Annotated in this window: 13 protein-coding genes and 3 pseudogenes; 8 read left to right on the forward strand and 8 right to left on the reverse strand. The window is 72.4% G+C overall.

All coding sequences use genetic code 11. The features are described from left to right. Positions 1-1,295 (forward strand): hypothetical protein (locus tag EBN88_RS30530; RefSeq protein WP_325052746.1); only part of this gene is annotated, 1,295 nt, incomplete at its 5' end. Between the two features lie 13 nt (positions 1,296-1,308). Here the strand turns inward: EBN88_RS30530 and EBN88_RS12520 are convergent. After that, a complete protein-coding gene (locus EBN88_RS12520; RefSeq protein ID WP_122183928.1) occupies positions 1,309-2,298 on the reverse strand; it encodes an AraC family transcriptional regulator in 990 nt (329 codons plus the stop codon). Positions 2,299-2,417: 119 nt separating this feature from the next. Here EBN88_RS12520 and EBN88_RS12525 point away from each other — a divergent pair, with 119 nt between their 5' ends. Together EBN88_RS12525 and EBN88_RS12530 are read left to right on the forward strand one after the other, a co-directional pair. Then, on the forward strand, positions 2,418-3,488 hold the full coding sequence (locus EBN88_RS12525) for a zinc-dependent alcohol dehydrogenase family protein (protein WP_122183929.1): 1,071 nt from the start codon (positions 2,418-2,420) through the stop codon (positions 3,486-3,488). A gap of 133 nt (positions 3,489-3,621) precedes the next feature. Continuing rightward, on the forward strand, positions 3,622-4,455 hold the full coding sequence (locus tag EBN88_RS12530; protein WP_122183930.1) for a TrmH family RNA methyltransferase: 834 nt from the start codon (positions 3,622-3,624) through the stop codon (positions 4,453-4,455). A gap of 70 nt (positions 4,456-4,525) precedes the next feature. Here EBN88_RS12530 and EBN88_RS12535 read toward each other — a convergent pair whose 3' ends face one another. The 3 genes from EBN88_RS12535 to EBN88_RS12545 form a co-directional block, all read right to left on the reverse strand. Further along, entirely contained in the window at positions 4,526-6,295 is a 1,770-nt protein-coding gene (locus EBN88_RS12535; protein WP_122183931.1) for an ABC transporter ATP-binding protein, read from the reverse strand. A gap of 164 nt (positions 6,296-6,459) precedes the next feature. After that, positions 6,460-8,409 carry a rhamnogalacturonan lyase gene (locus EBN88_RS12540; protein ID WP_158621363.1) on the reverse strand — a complete coding sequence of 650 codons (1,950 nt, stop codon included), beginning with the start codon at positions 8,407-8,409 and terminating at the stop codon, positions 6,460-6,462. A gap of 41 nt (positions 8,410-8,450) precedes the next feature. Further along, the gene (locus EBN88_RS12545) at positions 8,451-10,040 is read right to left on the reverse strand and encodes a GDSL-type esterase/lipase family protein (protein ID WP_122183932.1); all 1,590 of its coding nucleotides are present in this window, start codon (positions 10,038-10,040) and stop codon (positions 8,451-8,453) included. A gap of 815 nt (positions 10,041-10,855) precedes the next feature. On the opposite strand from EBN88_RS12545, the gene EBN88_RS12550 reads away from it, so the two are divergent. From EBN88_RS12550 to EBN88_RS32575, 5 genes and pseudogenes are all read left to right on the forward strand, one after another. Next, positions 10,856-11,386, forward strand: a complete 531-nt coding sequence (locus tag EBN88_RS12550; protein ID WP_122183933.1) for an HAD domain-containing protein — start codon at positions 10,856-10,858, stop codon at positions 11,384-11,386. A 271-nt stretch (positions 11,387-11,657) separates the two neighbouring features. After that, positions 11,658-12,845, forward strand: coding sequence for a right-handed parallel beta-helix repeat-containing protein (locus EBN88_RS12555; RefSeq protein ID WP_122183934.1), 1,188 nt, complete (start codon positions 11,658-11,660; stop codon positions 12,843-12,845). A gap of 118 nt (positions 12,846-12,963) precedes the next feature. Next, a pseudogene (locus EBN88_RS32690) lies at positions 12,964-13,365 on the forward strand (rhamnogalacturonan endolyase family protein); the annotation flags it as partial. A 36-nt stretch (positions 13,366-13,401) separates the two neighbouring features. Then, positions 13,402-13,728: pseudogene (locus EBN88_RS32695) on the forward strand (rhamnogalacturonan lyase family protein); the annotation flags it as partial. After that, positions 13,705-15,306, forward strand: a pseudogene (locus tag EBN88_RS32575) (rhamnogalacturonan lyase family protein). The pseudogenes EBN88_RS32695 and EBN88_RS32575, both read left to right, overlap by 24 nt. Before the next feature lie 28 nt (positions 15,307-15,334). Here EBN88_RS32575 and EBN88_RS12565 read toward each other — a convergent pair. The 4 genes from EBN88_RS12565 to EBN88_RS12580 form a co-directional block, all read right to left on the reverse strand. Continuing rightward, positions 15,335-15,604, reverse strand: a complete 270-nt coding sequence (locus EBN88_RS12565; protein ID WP_122183935.1) for a hypothetical protein — start codon at positions 15,602-15,604, stop codon at positions 15,335-15,337. A 183-nt stretch (positions 15,605-15,787) separates the two neighbouring features. After that, positions 15,788-16,003: a DUF397 domain-containing protein gene (locus EBN88_RS12570; RefSeq protein WP_122183936.1), complete on the reverse strand. Its 216-nt coding sequence runs from the start codon at positions 16,001-16,003 to the stop codon at positions 15,788-15,790. Positions 16,004-16,188: 185 nt separating this feature from the next. Next, positions 16,189-18,132, reverse strand: a complete 1,944-nt coding sequence (locus EBN88_RS12575; RefSeq protein ID WP_122183937.1) for an AMP-dependent synthetase/ligase — start codon at positions 18,130-18,132, stop codon at positions 16,189-16,191. Positions 18,133-18,281: 149 nt separating this feature from the next. Continuing rightward, positions 18,282-19,589: an acetyl-CoA C-acetyltransferase gene (locus EBN88_RS12580; RefSeq protein WP_122183938.1), complete on the reverse strand. Its 1,308-nt coding sequence runs from the start codon at positions 19,587-19,589 to the stop codon at positions 18,282-18,284. Positions 19,590-19,790: the final 201 nt, after the last annotated feature.

A 19,790-nucleotide genomic window follows, 5' to 3' on the forward strand; every position in this document is an offset into this window, starting at 1 on the left:
GAGCCGGCGCCACCGCGCTCGGCGGTGCCGCGCTGCTCGGCGCGTCCCGCCTGGCGGGCGCGGCGGAGCCCACCGCGCGCGCCGGCGCCCGGGCCGCGTTGGGCAACACCCCCATCCATCCGGAGCGGTTGGGCATCTATGTGATCCCCGACATCCCAGAGCAGTGGCGGAACTGGGATCTCACCCAGGCGTCGTTCGCCAAGATCCACGCCGTGCTGCCGAACGCCTGGCTGCGCTGGGACAACGAGACCGGGCATGTCACCGACGACCCGGCCAGCGTCGAGACCGTGGTGGCCCGGGCCAGGGACGCCGGGCTGCCCATGATCATCACCGGTTCGGCGGTCGACGGCTACGACAACTGGTGGGCCCAGGACGGCCGTCAGCCCGAGGAGACCATCCGGGAGATCGCCGACGGCCCCTATGTCGCCCATGCGGCCGACCTCTACCGCCGCTATGACAACGTCCGGTTCGTGGAGGTTCTCAACGAGCCCGACGGGGTGTGGTTCGTCGCCAACCCGGACGACGTCGACGAGTACGCCTACTACCTCGACCGGCTGGTCACCGAGATGCAGGGCGATGTCAACGGCATCCTCGGCCCCTCGACCGCCTTCCCCGAGTCGGGGATCTGGCAACACCACTTCGCCCGCCAGGACATGAACCACCTCTCCTACCACACCTACGGTGGCTGGCAGGACCTGCGGGACTATCCGGGCCGCGAGACCTATGTGACCGAGTACGGCGACGACAGCGTCGCGCTGGAGATCGCCAACTCGCCCGGGTTCATCCTCGGCGACCTGTGGAACGCCGAGCGCGCGGGAAAGCTCTCCGGCGGCATCCGGATGATCTTCTACGTGAACCTTCAGGGCATGATGCGCGCCGACGTGATCGAGAACGGGCACTTCGGGTTCACCGGCCAGCTGCGCTCGTTGATCGCCTACCAGGCGCTCGGCGCCGTCTCGTCCGTCGCGTGGACCGACCCGGCGGTGCCGGACGCGATGGCCACCGACGACGGCGCGGGACGGTTCGCCGCGCTGCTGTGGAACCCCTCCCCCGACGCGGAGTTGACCGGCCGCACGGTGTCCGTGCCGGGCAGCAGCCTCGGCGCGGCCGACGGGCTCTCCGTGTTGGCGGTGCTCAACTCCGCCCAGAACGCGGCCGAGAGCGCCCCGATAGGTGGCCAGAACCGGGTGCGCGCCGAGGTCTCCGGCGACACGGTCCACCTCACCGTCGACCGCCTCGAACCCCTGGCCGCGCTGCTGGTCACCACCGACTCCACCGCCGGGCTGGCTGACTGAACCCGCGCCTCGGTCAGGGCGCCAGGTCCGGCACCGCCAGGGCCGCCGCCGGCTCCCCCGCTCGCGCCGAGCGGGCGGAACGGGCGGCGGCCCGCTCGCCGTTCCGGTACTGCCCCGGCGACATGCCCAGCTCCCGGCGGAACGCCTTCGCGAACGCGAACTCAGAGCTGTAGCCGCTGCGTTGGGCGACGACCCGGAGCGGCGCCTCGGTCGAGTCCAGCAGCCGCCCGGCGACCGTCATCCGCCACCAGGTCAGATACGCCAGTGGCGGCTGACCGACCACGGTGGTGAACCGCCGGGCGAACGCGGCCCGGGACAGGCCGGCGAGCCGCCCCAACCCGGCGACCGTCCACGGGTGGGCCGGGTCCCGGTGGATCGCGTCGAGCGCCTCGGCGATCGCGGGGTCCGCCAGGGCGGCGGCCCAGCCCGTGGTCGCCCGCTCGGAGTGGTCGGCCAGCCAGGCCCGCAGGATGTACAGGAGCAACGTGTCGAGGAGCGCGGGGATCGCGGCGTCCGAGCCCGGCCCCGGCGCCTCCAGTTCGCCGCCGAGCAGGTCAACGGCCGCGCGCAGCGCCCGATGTGCCCCGATCCGCGCCGGCAGATGGACGACGGCCGGCAGCTCGGCGAGCAGCGGGTGCGGACGCGCGCGGCTGAGCCGGTAGGCGCCGCACAGCAGCAGCGTGGTGGGCCCGCCGCCCGCCTCCGGCGGCGCCTCCCACACCCACTCCTCGCCCCGCCGCACCACGGGGACCAGGGGCGTGTCCGGCGCGTCGGCGAGACCGTACACCCCGCCCTGCGCCAGAAACACGACATCCCCGGCCGAGAGCGCGAGCGGCTCCCCGCCCGAGGGCGGCAACAGCCAGCACGAGCCCTGGAGCACGATATGGAAACCGGCGCCCTCCGACGCCGGGAACCTCATCCCCCAGGGCGCCGAACAACGCGTCCGCGACGAGTGCGGAACCCCGGTGCGCATCGCGGCGATGGCGTCGCTCAGTACATCCACGTCCTCGATCCTAGGCCGCCGGGCCATCTCGCCAACCGTCCAGGGCGAGAGACGATCGGACAAAACTGCGAGATCGTGGGACATGGGGCGTCCAGCGACCCGTCCGTAGCGTTCCCCACATGGCAACGCACACCACCCACAGAGCACACACGACGGACACGACCCACGCACCCCGGACACCGCGCGCGACGCGCGCCCGCACCGTGTTCTTCGACGAGATCGGCGGCCCCGAGGTCCTCACCCTGCGGGAGGTCGCCCTGGACGAGCCGGGCCCCGGTGAGGTCCGGGTCCGCGTCGACGCCGTCGGGCTCAACCGCGCCGAGGCCCTCTTCCGTTCCGGCGACTACTACTACCCGGCCACCCTGCCCGGCTCGCGCCTCGGCTACGAGGCGTCCGGCGTGGTGGAGTCGGTGGGCGCCGGCGTCACCGCGTTCGCCCCGGGCGACCCGGTGTTGACCGGCCCCGGGATCGAGATGAGCGCCCAGGGCGTCTACGCGGAACGGGTGGTGCTGCCCGTCGACTCGGTGCTGCCGCGCCCGGCCCCGCTGGACGCCGTCACCGGCGCCGCGCTCTGGCTCGCCTACTCGTCCGCCTACGGCGGGCTGGTGGAGGTGGGCGGGCTGCGCGCCGGCGACCATGTGGTGATCAACGCCGCCTCCAGCGGCGTCGGCGTCGCGGCGATCCAGACCGCCGCCCGCATCGGCGCGTTCCCCGTCGCGGTCACCCGCACCGCCGCCAAGCGGCAGCGCCTGCTGGACCTCGGCGCCGCGCGGGTGATCGTCTCCGACGAGGAGGACGTGCCGAAGGAGGTGCGGCGGCTGACGGACGGCCGGGGCGCCGAGTTGGTCTTCGACGCGGTGGGCGGGCCCGGCCTTCCCGAGCTGGCCACCGCCGCGACCACCGGCGGAACGGTGGTCACCTACGGCTGGCTCGGCGGCGGGACCATGCGGATGCCGCTCAACTGGCCGCTCACCGTGCACGGTTACAACAACGTCGAGATGACGTCCACGGCCGAGGGCCGGCGGCGCGTCAACGCCTTCCTGGCCAGCGGGGTCCAGGACGGCTCCCTCCGGCCGGTGGTCGGCGAGGTCCTCCACGGCCTGGAACGGATCGGCGACGCCCATCGCCTGCTGGAGTCCAACGCGCACGTCGGCAAGGTCGTGGTCACGGTCGAGCACGGAGACGGCTGACCGCACGGCGCCCTCGACGCCGCCGGGCCGGGGGCGGGCTCGGGAGGCACGACGGCCGTGCCGGCGTGTAGCCTCTGCCCCCGGCAGGGCGAATTCTTCGAGGTGGGGCCAGGTGGGGCCAGGTGGGAGCCAGGTGGCGGTGCGGCGGATCACGACCAGGAACGCGCGCTTCCAGCAGTGGCAGGCGCAGCTGACCAACCGCACCAAGCGGCAGCGCGCCGGCGAGTTCCTGGTGCAGGGCGTGCGCCCCATCTCCCTCGCCGTGGAACGGGGTTGGCCGATCAGGACGCTGATCCACGACGCGGAGCGCCCACCGACCGCCTGGGCCCGCCGGCTGCTGGCCGAGGTCCCGGCGGAGCGGGTGGCGATGGCGTCCGAGCTGCTGGCCGAGTTGGGCGAGAAGGACGAGGGCCCGCCCGAGTTGGTGGCCGTCGCCGAGCTGCCGCCCGACGAGCTGTCCAGGATCGCGGTCGACGACGGCTTCCTCGGGGTGGTCTTCGACCGGCCGACCAGCCCGGGCAACGTGGGCAGCCTGGTCCGTTCCGCCGACGCCTTCGGCGCCTCGGGCCTTGTGGTCACCGGCCACGCCGCCGACGTCTACGACCCCAAGTCGGTGCGGGCCAGCACCGGTTCGCTGTTCGCGCTCCCCGTGGTGCGCGCCCCCGGGCATCGGGAGGTGCTCTCCTGGCTGGCCGAGGCCGCCCCGCTCGGCGGCCCGGTGACCGTGGTCGGCACCGACGAGGGCGGCACGGTCCCGGTCGACGCCTGCGACCTGACCGGGCCCGTGCTGCTCCTCGTCGGCAACGAGACCCGTGGCCTGAGCGCGGCCTGGCGGGAGCGGTGCGACGTGCTCGTGTCCATCCCGATGACCGGCTCGGCCAGCTCGCTCAACGCGGCCAACGCCGCCAGCGTGGTCCTCTACGAGGCGGCCCGCCAGCGCCGCGCCGCCGCCAACGCGCCGGCGTGAGCGGGGCGAACGGCATGAGCGGGGCGAACGGCATGAGCGGCGGGCCGGCCGAAGGACCGCGCGTCGCACGTCAGTTGAGTTGCCCCGCCGTGAGCGCCGCGTAGGCGCCCCCGCGCGCCAGCAGCTCCTCGTGGGTGCCGCTCTCCACGATCTCCCCGTGGTCGAGGACCACGATCCGGTCCGCGCCCCTGATCGTGGACAGCCGGTGCGCCACCACGAAGGTGGTCCGGCCGCGCACCAGCCGGCTCAGGGCCTGCTGGACCAGCGCCTCGGAACGGGTGTCCAGCGCCGAGGTCGCCTCGTCGAGGATCAGCACCCTCGGGTCGCGGATCAACGCCCGGGCGATCGCGAGCCGTTGACGTTGGCCGCCGGAGAGCCGCGCCCCGTGCTCGCCCACCACCGCGTCCAGCCCGCCGGGCAACCGCTCGACGAACTCCAGGGCATTGGCGGCGGCGAGGGCCTCCCGCACGGCGTTCTCGTCCGCGTCGTCCATGCCGTAGGCGACGTTCTCCCGGACGGTGCCCTCGAAGAGGATCGACTCCTGGGGGACGACGGAGACGAAGCGGCGGTAGGTCCGCAGGTCGAGGCCGCTCATGTCCACCCCGTCGAGCGACAGCCGTCCCCGGGTGGGGTGTTCGAAGCCGATGAGCAGGTTGAGCACGGTGGACTTGCCGGCGCCCGACGCCCCGACCAGGGCGATCGTCTCGCCGGGCGAGACAGTCAGGCTCAACCGGCTGACGGCGGGCCGCCGTTCGTCGCCCTCGTAGCCGAAGGACACCTCGTCGAAGGTGAACGCGCCCCGCACGGCGGTGACTTCGGCCTTGCCCTCGTTCTCCTCCAGGGCCGGCGCCTGGAGCACCTCGCCCACCGAGCGGACCGACTCCAACCCCTTGGTGACGACGGGCATCAGGGAGAGCAGCGTGGTGGTCGAGTTGGTCAGGGTGGCGAGGAACGCGCTGAGCATCACCACGTCGCCGGCGCTGACGTCCCACACCTCGTAGTAGGCGACCAGCGCGGCGCCGGTGAGGAACGACAGCCCCAGCGTGTTCAGCAGGACCCAGGAGGCCGACGCCACCCGGCCGTTGAGCAGGTCGAGGCGCAGCGCGGAGTCCAACACCCGCCGCAGGGTGCCGTTCATGCGGCGCAGGGCGCTCTCCTCCAGGCCGTGGGCCCGGGTCACGGAGATCAGCCGGGTCATCTCGGCGACCCGGGTGGAGAGTTGCTCGACGTCACGGCGGAAGTGCTCGTTGCGGGTGCGGAGTCGCAGCCGCATCCGCATCACCAGCAGGGCGGCGCAGGGCACGACCACCAGGAAGATCGGCAGGAACTCCGGGGCCCGCAGGCCGATGATGACCAGGCCGCCGATCAGCACGGTGACGGCGCCCAGGCCCATCTCGGAGGTCTGCTGCACCATCTGTTCGATGGTCTCGACGTCGCGCACCACCTTCGCCTGGAGCACGCCGGCGCTGACGCGGTGGTGGTAGCCGATGGACAGCTGCTGCATCCGGGTGCAGAGCGCGGAGCGCAGCGCGGTGCCCATCCGCCGCACGCTGCCGTACATCAGGCGCACCCAGAGCAGGTGCAGGGGCAGGTTGACGAGCAGGATCGCCAGCACCAGACCGGCGCTGGACCAGAGGTTGCCGATCGGCAGATGGTCCACGACGGTGTCGACGATGGCGGCGGTGGTCAGCGGCAGCAGCCACACGGGGCTGTGCTTGACGGTGAAGACCACGAACGCCAGGGCGATCCGCCAGCGGTCGGGGCGGAGCAGCCAGACGAGGGTACGGACCGGGTGTTCGCCCCGGTATCGGTGTTCGAGCGGGGCTACCGGCGGGGCCACGTGGATTGCCTCCAGATGGAAAGCGCTTACGGCCACCGACCCTACCCGCCCTCACCCCCTCCGACCCGCGCCTTTTCCCACGTTCCGCCCCGGGCGCGGCGGTGGGGCCGCGCCGGGGCGGAACGTTCGGGGCTGAGTCGTTCAGCGGCTCAACGGGGGTTCCGTCACGGGCGGTCCGCGTACCGGATCCGGGGCGGCGCCGGCCGCTCCATGCCCTCGCCGACGAAGAAGCTCGGGTGCGGCGGCTGGTTGTACGCGGTGTTCTGCCAGGCCACCGCCGTCCGGTACTGCGGGTCGTGCATCAGCGTCGGCAGCCGCAGCTCGGTCGGCTCGTCGGTCGTGAACACCCGAAGCGCCGACTCGTCCTGGGTGCGCAGCAGCACCTCCTCGCGCCAGTCGCCGTAGAGGTCGGCCTGGAGCACCGGGTTGCCCTTGGTGTAGTTGTTGCTGTAGGTGCCCTCGGGTCGGAAGATCACCCGCTGCTCGCCCGCCTCCGGGTCCCACTTGGCGATGAACGGGGCGCCCGCCGGGTCCACCCCCTCCTCGAAGTCGTGGTCCAGGATCTCCCGCAGCGGGTCGCCGTCCCACCAGATCACGAAGTTGGCCGAAGGGATCGACGTGCCCAACAGCTCGCCGGCGGCCGAACGCAGCTCGCCGTCACGGGAGTTCCAGGCGCCGTCCGCCGTCACCGCCCACGCCTCGGCACCCGGGTGGGCCGGGTCGATGTCGGCGGCGGCGCCGCGCCCGACATCGGTGTCGGCCGGCATCCCGTAGAGCACCTCGCCGGTGGCCGCGTCCCGGAAGGTGCCGCCCCGGTTCCCCGACGCACTCATGCTCTCGTGCACCGCGAAGACCTCAAGCCCCGGCCTGTCCGGGTCCAGGTCGCTCAGGTGCGCGGCGTCCCCGTGCCCAAGTCCCGTGCTGTACAGCGGAGTTCCGTCGTCGTCCAGCGCCATCGAGCCATAGACCAGCTCGTCGCGCCCGTCGCCGTCCACGTCCCCGACCGCGAGGTTGTGGTTGCCCTGGCCCGCGTACCGCGCGCCCGCCTCGTCGGAGTCGAAGAACCAACGCCGGTTCAGCCGGCTCCCGTCGAAGTCGTAGGCGGCGACCGTGGTGCGGGTGTAGTAGCCACGGGCGAAGAGCACCGACGGGTGCTCCCCGTCCAGATAGGCGACCCCGGCCAGGAAACGGTCGCCCCGGTTGCCGTAGCAGTCGCCCCAGTCGCAGATGTCTCCCCGGCCCGGCTCGTAGTCGATCGTGTCCAGCGCCGCGCCGGTCGCGCCGTCGAAGACGGTCAGGAACTCGGGGCCCTCCAGGATGTAGCCGCCGTCGTTTCGGTGGTCGGCGTGCGCGTCGCCGATGACGGTGCCCTCGCCGTCCACCGTGCCGTCGGCCGTCTTCAGGGTGACCTCGGCGGAGCCGTCGCCGTCCAGGTCGTACACCTGGAACTGGATGTAGTGCGCGCCCGAGCGGATGTTGGGGCCCAGGTCGATCCGCCACAGCTGCTCGCCGTCCAGCGTGTAGGCGTCCAGATAGGTGTTGCCGGTGTACCCGGACGCGGAGTTGTCCTTGGCGTTGCTCGGCTCCCACTTCTGGACGATCTCGTAGCGTCCGTCGCCGTCCAGGTCACCGACCGAGGCGTCGTTGAGGTGGTAGGTGTACTCCACCCCGTCGGGGGTCACCCCTCCCTCGGGCCGGTTGACGGGGATGTCTCGGTACTGGCCCGCCCACACCCCGAACTCCTCCGTCTCGTCGACGGGTTGACCTTCGTCGACGGCCTCCACCCGGTAGACCGAGTCGACGCTGCCGTCCGGGTCCACCAGGTTGGTGGCGCCGGTCAGGGGGCTGGGATTGACCAACTCGCCGTCCCGGTAGACGTCGAAGGCGATCGACTCCGGGTCAAGGCCCAGCAGCCGCCAGCTCACCAGCACGCCATCCTCGGTGGGAACGGCGACCGGAGCGCGGTCGAGTGCCTCCATCTCCCGTGCTGCTACCGCTGGTTGGTCTTCCGATGTCGGTCTGGGCGGTTGGGCTACGGCTGGGTAGGCGACGGTCGCCATCACCACCAAAGTGGCGAGAACGGCGAAGCGCGCCCCTGCGGCTCTGCTGCGCATGAGGGTGAACACCTTTCATGGGTCGTGGAGTTGATGTGGACTCAGCTGACGCGGCTCAGCTCCAGGGCGTTGAGATGACCGGTCTCGCCGTAGAGGCGCAGGTCCAACCGGCCGTCGGCGACCGTGACCTGAGTGAACGTCTGCCGCGTCATGGCGCCCGGGTGCCCGATCACCTGGCCCCGGTCGGACTCCTCCAGGGCGAAGCCTGTCCGCGAGGGGCCGGCCGGGTCGCCCACGGTCGCCGAGACGGCGTAGGTGCCGTTGGGGACGTCCACCGCGAGCCGGTACTCGCCCCCGGCGCCCAGCACGAAGTCCCTGCTGAGCGCGTCCGTCGCCGGACCTCGATCGGCCGCGCCCGCCGGCGCGGCGCCCTCGGCGAAGCCGACCCCCTGCTCGCCGGGGTAGCCGGACTCCGGGCCGACCCCGAGATAGCCCTCGGCCACCGGGCTGCCGGCGGGACCGAAGTCCAGCCGCAGGTCGGCGGGGGCCGTGGTGAGCGTCAACGGCTTCGAACGGGCCGACGGGCCGCGGTCGTTGACGGCGATCAGCCGCAGCTCGTACCGCGTCGCCTCGGCCAGCCCGGTGACGTCGGCGAGCGGAATCGGGGAGACGGCGACCACCGACCACGCGCCGCGCGGCTCGTCCGCCGGCCGCGCCTCGATCCGGTAGAGCGTCGCGCCGTCCACCGGCTCCCAGCTCAGCCGGGCCCCGTCGTGGCCGACCTGGGCGGCCTGCGGCCGGTCGGGCCGGGCCGGGCGCGGGCCGGTCGGCTCGGTGCCCACCACCGCGTCGGAGAGCGGCAGCCCGAGACCCGCGATCTCGACGGCGACCAGGCGGGCCATCCGGTCGGCGCCATAGGTCTGGAAGTGGGTCTCGTCGATCGTGCCGCCGGGCCGGTTGGGATAGACGCCGGGCGGCACATGGAGAAAGACCGCCGTGGACTCCAACGCGCCGATTCCGCTCAGATAGTCATGGCTGGCCCGCCCCAGGTCCAGCAGCGGAACGCCCTCCTCGGCCGCCACCTCGCGGGCCGCCTGGGCGTACTCCGGGAAGGAGACGCCCAGTTCGCCGCTCGCCGGGTCGAAGACCCGCCGCGAGACGGGCGTCACCACGACGGGCGTGGCGCCCCGCGCCAGGGCGCCGCCGATGTAGTCGTCGCGCAGGTACTCCTTGAAGTCGGCGGGCGAGGTGTAACGGTCGGGCCGGCTGATGGTGGCGTCGTTGTGCCCGAACTGCACCAGCAGATAGTCGCCCGGCCGGATCTGGTCGAGGATCGCGTCGAGCCGCCCCTCCTCCACGAAGGTCCGCGAACTCCGCCCGCCGATCGCGTGGTTGGCGACCGTCACCGACTCGTCGAGATACCGGTCGAGCAGCTGCCCCCAGCCGGCCTGAGGCGCGAAGTCGGCGCCGTAGCTCTGGGCGGTGGAGTCACTGGCGATGAACACGGTCGGCTGGTCGGCGGCGGCGTCGCCGGGCGGCCGCTCGTCGGCGAGGGCCGTGCCGGGCAGGGCGAGTCCCAGCAGCGCGGCAAGGGCCAGGGCGGCCAGCGCCAGCGCCAGCGCGCGGAACGGGCGCACGGTCCGTCTCTCGCCGGCCAGTTGGCGCGGTCGGGCGGCGGTCGCATCGTTCATGCTGTGGTCCCTTCGTCGGGGCGGGCCGGCTCGCCGGGCACCGCCGCCGAGTTGGTGAATCGATTCATTCTCGACGCGCGAAGCGGGGGCGGCATCCGAGGTGGGAGCCCTTCGGGCGGCGGTCCGGGGTGGGGAGTGCGTGGGGAATGCGTGAGGTAAGCGCTTGCTGAGCGCCTCAGGGAGTGTTCCAACGCCGCCGCGAGGGCGTCAAGGGGCGCGTCGTGACTTTCCCTTCGGGGGCCGGCCGGCGAACGCGAACGTGGGCGCGCGGGGCGCGCCCACGCGAATGTCACCCGCGGGGCGGCGCGACCGCCGCTCCACTGCGGCCCGTTGCCGCGACCCGACGAAGGGCAACGGACCGCCTCCACCGCCGGACGCCGCCCGCGAGGGCACCCCCGGCAAGGCGCGCAACCACCGCTCCCCTACCGCCCGTTGCCGCGCCTCGGCGACGGGGTCCGAGCCACGTCGGCGCCGGCCCGCTCCCGGTCGCGCGCCCAGGGCGACACCGCGTCCATCACCGACCCGCCGCCCACACACGCGGGAGCCAACACCCGCCACTCCGCCACCCTTGCCGCACCCCCGCGACAGCGCAGAACCGCACCCTTGCCGGGGCGCCCCGGCAAGGCGCGCAACCACCGCTCCCCTACCGCCCGTTGCCGCGCCTCGGCGACGGGGCCGGCCCGCCGGGCGCGCCGCCCGACGGCACCCGCCGGAGGCGCCCCGCGCGAGCGGCGCGCGACCTCCCTCCCACCAGGGCCCGTTGCTTCCGCCGAACCGTTGACCCGCCCGGAAGGCGCCCTGGTTCAATCGCCCTCATGACCATCGACCCGCCCGCCGCCCACGCGCCACACGCCGACGCCGACGCGACTCCCGCGCCCCGCCCCCTCCTTCTGATGGACGTCGATGGCGCGCTCAACCCCTATGCCGCCGAGACCTGCCCGGAGGGCTACCGGGAGTTCCCGTTCTTCCCGGACGAGGAGCCGGTCCGGCTCTGCCTGGACCACGGGCCCTGGCTGGTGGACCTGGCCCAACACTTCGAACTCGCCTGGGCCACCGGCTGGGAGGACGGGGCCAACGAGCACATCGCCCCCGTTCTCGGCCTGCCCACCTGGCCGGTGGTGCGGTTCCCGCCGGTCCCGTTCGACCCGTCGGAGAAGGTGCCGGCGATCGCGGCCCATGTGGGCGCGGAGCGCCCGGTGGCCTGGGTGGACGACGCGCACACGCCCGAGGCGTGGACCTGGATGCGGGCGCGGAGCGCGCCGACGCTGCTGGTTCCGATCGATCCGACGGTCGGGTTGACCTCGGAGGCGGTGGACCAACTCCGCGCCTGGCACGCGGCGTTGTGACGCGGGCCGGCGTCGCGCGCCGTCCCATCGCAAACGTTTCAACCCCAGCGGAACCCGTCGGTTTCATTGACCGACCCAGGGCCCGTTGCCATACTGCCAGACCGCGAGCGCTCCAGGCGCCCGCGTTCAGCGAGCACATCCAAGCACCTCTCCACCGGAGGACCGGAGATGTCGCCGTTAATGAATCGATTCACCTCGTTCTGCCCGTTCCGCCCGGTCGATTCACACGCCATGACACCCCCGGCCTCCCCTCCCCCACTCAGGAGCAGCGATGGGAAGCAGAGCCGCACTCCCTTCTCGCACCCGACGCCGGTTCGCCCTGTTGGCCGCCGCGCTGGCGGCCGTTCTCGCCTCGGGCACCGGCCTGACGGCCATGGCCGACGAGGCGGCCGACACCCCCTCGACGACCGCCGACCCGCGCCCCCTGGCCTGCGGCGACGGCAGCTATGACGCCGAGGTGACGCGCGACGGCAACACCTGGAACGCCCCCGGCTACAGCGGGAGTTCGATGCTGGAGGCGATGCGCGCCGGGGTCGCCAGCCTCACCCCGGGCCGCACCAGCATGGAGTCCGTCGTCGTGCGGGGCTCCGGCGACGTGCCGGCCAACCAGTCCCTCGACCTCCCCAGCCACACCTCCCTGGAGGTCTGCGGAACGCTCAACGTCACCGGCCAGATGGCCGCCACCCACGCCCCGATCCGGGTGCGCAACGCCCAGAACGTGGCGATCCCCTACGTCGAGAACATGCACGGCGCCCCGTACTTCGGGATCTTCGTGCAGAACGCCCACAACGTCGCGATGGGCGACATCACCATGGAACTCAACGGTGGGCTCGGCATCCGCGTGGACAACCACGGCGACACCAGCCAGCGCACCACCAACGTCAGCATCGACTCGGCGACCATCTCGGGCGCCGGCAGCCACGCCGTCGAGACCTACGGGGTGGACGGCTTCACCGCCGGAACCATCACCGCCTCCTCGGTCGGCGAGTCGGGGCTGCTGCTGAACGACACGATCAACGCCGACATCGGCACCATCCGCGCCACCGATGTGGCCACCGGCACCGGCTATGCGGCGTTCCGGATGGCCAACCGCAACGGTGCGCTCAACAACTACAGCACCAACATCCGCGTGGGCGAGGTCATCGCGCGGGGTGGCGGGCGCGGCATCTTCTGCGTCTCGCAGAGCGGCGGCGCGGTCATCGACCGGGTGGACATCGCCGACACCGGCAACAACGCGATTCTCATCGAGAACTGCTACAACGTCACGATCGCCAGCCAGGGCGGCACCATCTCGGGCGGGGGTGAGGTCCGGCTGGCGGCCCGTTCCGAGTTCGCCAACAACCGCGACATCACGTTGCGCGGCTTCACCCTGGTCAACTCCCGGCTCACCGAGAACCCCTGCGGCGAGAACGTGACGATCGACATCACCTTCCAGAACAGCACCGACAACAGCTGCTGACCGCAGCCGGCCCGCGCCGGCATTCCGGACGCGTCCGTGGCGGAGCACCCTCGCCGCCACGGACGCCCGGTCCCCGGCCCCGCCGCCCCGCACCACCCCGTTCCAGAGAGGAAGCACCATGCGACACAGCAGGCGAGCGCGCCGGCTGGCGACCGCCGCCCTGGCCTCGCTCCTGACCGCGACGACCCTGCTCGGCGGCGCGCCGGGCGCGGTGGCGGACGGTGAGCGCCCCGGGAACGGTCGCCACGGTCGGGATCGTGGTCCTGAGTTGGAGGCGTTGGATCGTGGGTTGGTGGCGGTGGCGAGTGGGGAGGGGGTGTTCTTGAGTTGGCGGTTGTTGGGTTCGGAGGCGACCGGATACTCGGAGTCGGGCCTGACCGGGGTGGATTTCCGGGTGTATCGGGATGGTGAGCCGATCGCGACGGTAACGGATTCGACGAACTTCCTGGATTCGGCCGGCACCACCGACTCCTCCTACCGGGTCGCGGCGATCGTCGACGGGCGTGAGCGGCGGGCCAGCGAGGCGGTTAAGGCGGCGGGTGAGGGGTTCCATGAGATCCCGCTGCGACGCCCCGAGGGCGGGGTGACGCCGGCGGGGGAGGAATACACCTACTCCGCCAACGACATGAGCGTCGGGGACGTCAACGGCGACGGGGCATACGAGTTCGTCGTCAAGTGGGACCCCTCGAACTCCAAGGACGTCTCCCAGGTCGGCTACACCGGCAACGTCTACCTGGACACCTACGAGTTGGACGGCACCCTGCTGCACCGGGTCGACCTCGGGGTCAACGTCCGCGCCGGGGCGCACTACACCCAGTTCCTGGTCTATGACTTCGATGGGAACGGGCGTGCGGAGATCATGTTCAAGACCGCGCCGGGCACCACGATCACCCGCTACAACCCACAGGGCCGGCCGACCAGCACCCGCCCCATCACCCTGCCCCGGGACGATGTCCGCGCCGGGATACGCCACACCGATGACTACCGCCTGTCCGCCGAGGACTACTACCACCACCTGGTGGACACCTTCCAGGGCTGGTCCGACCACCCCGAGGTCCAGGCCGGGAACTGGCCCGCCACCCTGGAGGAAGCCTTCGGCATCGACCCGACCCACACCTACCCGCTGACCCGCGCGGACGCCCAGGAGTTGGCCGACTACTTCATCGACGAGTACGCCCCCGCCCGCTCCGAACGCAACCAACTCCGCGCCTTCGAAGGCTTCATCCTCGACGGCCCCGAATACCTGACCGTCATCGACGGACACAGCGGCCGCGAGCGAGACACCGTCCGCTACTGGCCCGACCGCGACGACGACGGACTGCTGTGGGGCGACTACGCCATGCCCCGCATCGAACCCGGCAACCGCGTCGACCGCTTCCTGGCCACCGTCGCCTAACTCGATGGCCACACCCCCGCCGCCGTCTTCGCCCGCGGCTACTACACCCGCACCACCCTCGCCGCCTACCACTTCGACGGCCACCACATCCACACCCAGTGGACCATCGACTCCGGCCACACCCCCATGACCAACCCCTTCAACGACTCCCCCCACGGCCGCGACGGCACCCACCCCACCTACGGCACCCTCACCACCCAGGGCTTCCACTCCCTGTCCACCGCCGACATCGACCACGACGGACGACAAGAGATCATCTACGGCTCCGCCACCCTCGACGACAACGGCGACCTCCTCTACTCCTCCACCGCACCCCTCCCACCCCAATCCCCCACCCCCGGCGACACCGCCAAACTCGGCCACGGCGACGCCATGCACGTCACCGACATCGACCCCACCAACCCAGGACTGGAGATCTTCACCTCGCACGAGGGGGGAACGACGGCTCCCTACGGCTACGCCCTCAGGGACGCCGAGACGGGGGAGGTCCTCTTCGGCGGCTACACGGGCGTGGACACGGCGCGGGCGATGGTCGGCGAGATCGACCCCGACCGGCCGGGACTTGAGGTGTGGGCGAACTCGGCCGAGGACCCGACGGCCGATCCGGTCGGGCTGTGGAGCGCGACGGGCGAGCCCATCGACGGGGAGAACCCGGCCGCCAACCAGAGCGTGCGGTGGGCCGGCGACCTCACCACCCAGCAGATGCGCGGCGCGACCACCGAGGAGTATGTGGTCCCCACCATCGAGGACTGGCGGCGCGGGACGCTGCTGACGGCCGAGGGCACCACCACCAACAACTGGTGGAAGGGCAACCCCTCGCTGGTCGCCGACATCCACGGCGACTGGCGCGAGGAGGTGCTGCTGCCCACCCTCGACAGTTCGGCGGTCCGGATCTACACCAGCGCCGAGGTCACCGACCACAAGCTGTACACCCTGATGCACGACCCCCAGTACCGCGTCGAGGTCGCCCGCCAGCAGACCACCTACAACCAGCCGTCGCATCCCGGCTTCTATCTGGCCACCGACATGGACTGGGCCAACGTCCCGCTGCCCGGGAGGCGTTGAGCCGCCGCGTTCCCGGCCCGCGCTTCGTTCAGTAGCAGATGAACAGGTGCGCTGGCGCGTCGCGCAGCAGTGGCCACGGGTAGCCGTGCGGGCAGTGCCGCCCGTGGTGCGGGTGCCAGAACCGGCCCTCGGGCGTGCCGCAGAACGGGCAGGCCCAGACCGGCGGCCGGCCGGGCACGGTGACGTCGGGCCACAGCGCCCGGCCACACCGTCCGCAGGCCGGCTGCCGTGGGGTCAGCGGCGGAACGGCGACCTGGCGGGGGAAGAACGGGAAGGCGTTGAGCACGTCGTCTGGCACGACCGTATCCTTCTGGTCGCGCCCCCGCCGCTTCCCCCGCTACGCCGCTCGTTCCACCGAACGAATGACAAACGCCGGGCCATCGCGGCGCAACCGTGCCCCGCACGGCGCCTCTCTGGGGCGTGGGCGCACGGGTTGGGCCGCGCCTGGGTGAACGGTTTCAGCGCGCGTGGGCGAACGGGTTCAGCGCTCGGCGCGGCGGCGTTCGCCCTCGACCGAGCCGACGAAGGCCCGCCAGGCCGCCATCGGAACCTCCACCACCGGGCCGCCGGCGCGTTTGCTGTCCCTCAGCGGGACCAGCCCACCGTGCACCCGCGCGACCTCCAGACAGTCTCCGCCGGAGGCACCGCTGTAACTGCTCTTGCGCCAAGCCAGAGTGTCCGTACCGTGCTCAGCCATACCCATGCCCTTCGCACGAACTCGATCACCGTCAGGGGCACGTTCGGGGACAGCGCGTGAACCCTGGCCGAATGGTAGGCCATGACGGCCACCGCGTCAGTGCGTCAACTGGCCCGTTCTTGAACCCACTCGAAGTCAGCCAGGACCGGGCGCAAACGGAACGTCGACCCCCGATGCTCACCGGTTCAGCCGGCCGGGTTTCCCTGGCGTCGCTCGGCGTAGAGCGCCTCGATCCGCTCCGCGTAGGCGGCGGCCACGGCCGTTCTGCGGATCTTCAGGGACGGCGTCAGCAGGCCGTTCTCCTCGGTGAACTCGCCCTCGACCACGGTGAAACGGCGGATGGACTCGGCCCGGGAGACGGCCTCGTTGGCATAGTCCACCGCGCGTTGGATGTCGGCCAACAGCTCGGGGTCCTCGCGGAGTTCGGCGATCGGGGTGTCGCGTGGACGCTTGCGGACGGCCAACCAGTGTTCCCTGGCCTCCGGTTCGAGGGTGATCAGCGCGGCGACATAGGGGCGCCCGTCGCCGACCACCATGCACTGGCCGACCAGCGGGCGGCCGCGCAGCCGGTCCTCCAGGACGCTGGGCGAGACGTTCTTCCCCCCGCTGGTGATGAGGATGTCCTTCTTGCGGCCGGTGATCGTCAGATAGCCGTCGGCGTCCAGCCTGCCCAGGTCCCCGGTGTGGAACCAGCCGTCGTTCAGGGCCTGTTGGGTCGCGGGCTCGTTGGCCCAGTAGGAGCCGAAGACGATGCCGCCGGCGATCCGCACCTCGCCGTCGTCGTCGATCCGGACCGAGGTGCCGGGCACTGGCTGGCCCACGGTGCCGAAGCGCGGGGCCAGCGGCGGGTTGAGGGTGGCGGCCGAGGTGGTCTCGGTCAGGCCGTAGCCCTCGTAGACCAGCACCCCGCAGCCGAAGAAGAACAGGCTCAGCCGCTCGTCCAACGGCGAGCCGCCGCTGATCGCGTAGCGCAGCCGTCCGCCGAGGGCGGCCCGGACGCGGCGGTAGACCAGCAGGTCGTAGAGGGCCTTGGCGGCGCGCAGCCCGAGCCCAGGCCCGGGACCGGTCCCGTAGTAGGCGTCCAGCTCGGCCCTGGCCCAGGCGACCGCGATCCGGTCGGCACGCTCGAACGAGGCGCCCCGGCCCATGCGTTCGGCGGTGGCGCGGCCCGTCTCGTGGATCTTCTCGAAGAGATAGGGCACCCCGACGACGAACGTCGGGCGGAACGAGGCGAGTTCGGGCCGCAGCTCGTCCGGCTTGACGCTGGGGCAGTGGCCGATGACAACGCGGCCGGCGAGGCAGGCGATCTGGATGGTGCGGCCCAGGATGTGCGCGAGCGGCAGGAAGATCAGGGTGGTCGGGCGCTGCCCGGTGACCTCCTCGAAGACGGGGATCAGCAGCTCGGTGAGGTTGGCCGTCTCGGCGTGGAGGTTGGCGTGGGTGAGCGCGCAGCCCTTGGGGCGGCCGGTGGTGCCCGAGGTGTAGGTGAGGGTGGCGACGGTGTCGGGCGTGAGGGCGGCGCGGCGTTCGGTGATCTCCGACTCGGGTGTGTCGCGGCCGAGTTCGACCAGCTGGCCCAGGGCGTCCTCGTCGAGCCGCCACAGGCGCGGGCGTTGGGGCAACTCGGCGGCGGCGCGCTCGGCGACCTCCGCGTGTTCGGCGGTCTCCACGATCAGCTGGGTGGCGCCCGAGTCGCCCAGCTGCCAGGCGAGTTGGTCGGCGGAGGCGGTCGGGTAGACGGGAACGCTCTGACCGCCGGCCGCCCAGATCGCGAAGTCCAGCACGGCCCACTCGTAGCGGGTGCGGGACATCAGCGCGACCCGGCCGCCGGGTGGCAGGCCGGCGGCGACCAGGCCCCTGGCCACGGCGCTGACCTCGGCGGCGAACGCGGCGGCGGTGACCGGCACCCACCGTTCGCCCTCCTTCCGCCGCAGCACCACCGCGTCGGGGGCCTCGGCGGCGTTGCGGAACGGGATGTCGGCGGTGGAGCCCTCGCTGGGCGGCTCCACCAGCGGCGGCACCGTGACCCGCCGCACCGCCCCGGCGTCGTCGGTGACCAGCTCGGGCACCACGCGGTCCGCCCAACCGCCGCGCGCCCGCACGCGTTTCATGTCCTGCCTCACGCCCATGTCAGCTCCCGTTCCCTGCCTTCGCTCGTCCCTGCGTGGTCGTCTCGTCCGTGGGCCGTCCGTGGGTCGTTCGCGCGCCGTCCGTGGGTCGTCCGGGGTCCCGGGTCTCCTCCTGCCTGAGCCCTCCCGCCCGGGGCCGCCGGCGCGGGTCAGCGTTCCAGCAGCGCGGTCACCCCCAGGCCGCCGGCCGCGCAGACGGAGACCAGTCCGCGCACCGGGGGCGCGCCCTCGGGCCGGCCCGCCGCCTCCCGGTGCAGGATCTTGGCCAGGGAGGGCACGATGCGGGCTCCGGTGGCCGCGAAGGGGTGGCCGGTGGCCAGCGAGGAGCCGTGGACGTTGAGCCGCGCCCGGTCCACGGTGCCCACCGGGCCCTGTCGGCCCAGCGCTCGCTTGCCGTACTCGGCGTCCTCCCAGGCCGCGAGGGTGGCCAGCACCTGGGAGGCGAACGCCTCGTGCATCTCCACGAAGTCCACGTCCCCCAGGGTGAGTTCGGCCGCGTCCAGCAGCTCGGGCACCACCCGGGCGGGCGCGGTGAGCAGCCCGTCGGGCCCGTCGACGAAGTCCACCGCGCCGGTGCGGGCGCGCGTCAGATACGCCAGCACCGGCAGCCCGCGCTCGGCGGCCCACTCCTCGCTGGCCAGCAGCACCGTGGCGGCACCGTCGGTGAGCGGCGTCGAATTCCCCGCCGTCATCGTGGGGTTGGGGCCGTCGAGGCCGAACACCGGGCGGAGTGTGGCCAGTCGCTCGGGCGTGCTGTTGGGGCGCAGGTTCTGGTCACGCGCCAGGCCGTTGAACGGGGTGACCAGGTCGGTGAAGAAGCCGTCGTCCCAGGCGGCGGCGAGCCGCTGGTGGCTGTCGGCGGCGAGCCGGTCCTGTGCCTCCCGGCCGATGCCCCACTCCACGGCGGTGCGGGCCGCGTGCTCGCCCATCGAGAGGCCGGTGCGCGGCTCGGCGTTGCGCGGGATCTCCGGCAGCAGCTGTCCCGGGCGCAGCCCGGCCAGCGAACGGGCCCTGTTCTTCCACCCCTTGGCCCTGCGGGTCCGCAACAGCACCTGCCGAAGGCGGTCGTTGAGCGCCAGTGGAACGTCGCTCGCGGTGTCGACGCCGCCGGCGACGCCGACGTCGATCTGGCCCAGGGCGATCTTGTTGGCGACGAGGATGACGGCCTCCAGCCCCGTGCCGCACGCCTGTTGGACGTCGTACGCGGGCGTGCGTCGGTCCAACGCGCTGCCCAGCACGGTCTCCCTGGCCAGGTTGAAGTCCCTGCTGTGCTTGACCACCGCGCCCGCGACGAACTCCCCCAGCAGCGCGCCGCGCAGCCCGAACCGCTCGACCAGACCGCCCAGCGCGGCGGAGAGCATCTCCTGGTTGGAGGCGGTGGCGTAGGGCCCGTCGGAACGGGCGAACGGGATGCGGTTTCCGCCGAGTACGGCCACCCGGCGACCGATGGGGGTCATGGTGGGCTGCTCCTTCGCTCGCTGTGTGCGGCTGCTCGCCGTGTGAGGCCGCTCGTTGTTGAGGCTGTTCGTCGTTGACGCCGCTCGTCGTTGAGGCTTCGGGCCGCGCGCTCCGGAGGGCGCGGCCGCGCAACGATGATGATGCCTCCCGCGCCGCCCCTTGTGGTGCCGAACCCGGCTGCTTAACGTGCCAGTAGACTT

The sequence above is a fragment of the Streptomyces triticirhizae genome (assembly GCF_003696235.1).
Taxonomy (GTDB): Bacteria; Actinomycetota; Actinomycetes; order Streptomycetales; family Streptomycetaceae; genus Streptomyces; species Streptomyces triticirhizae.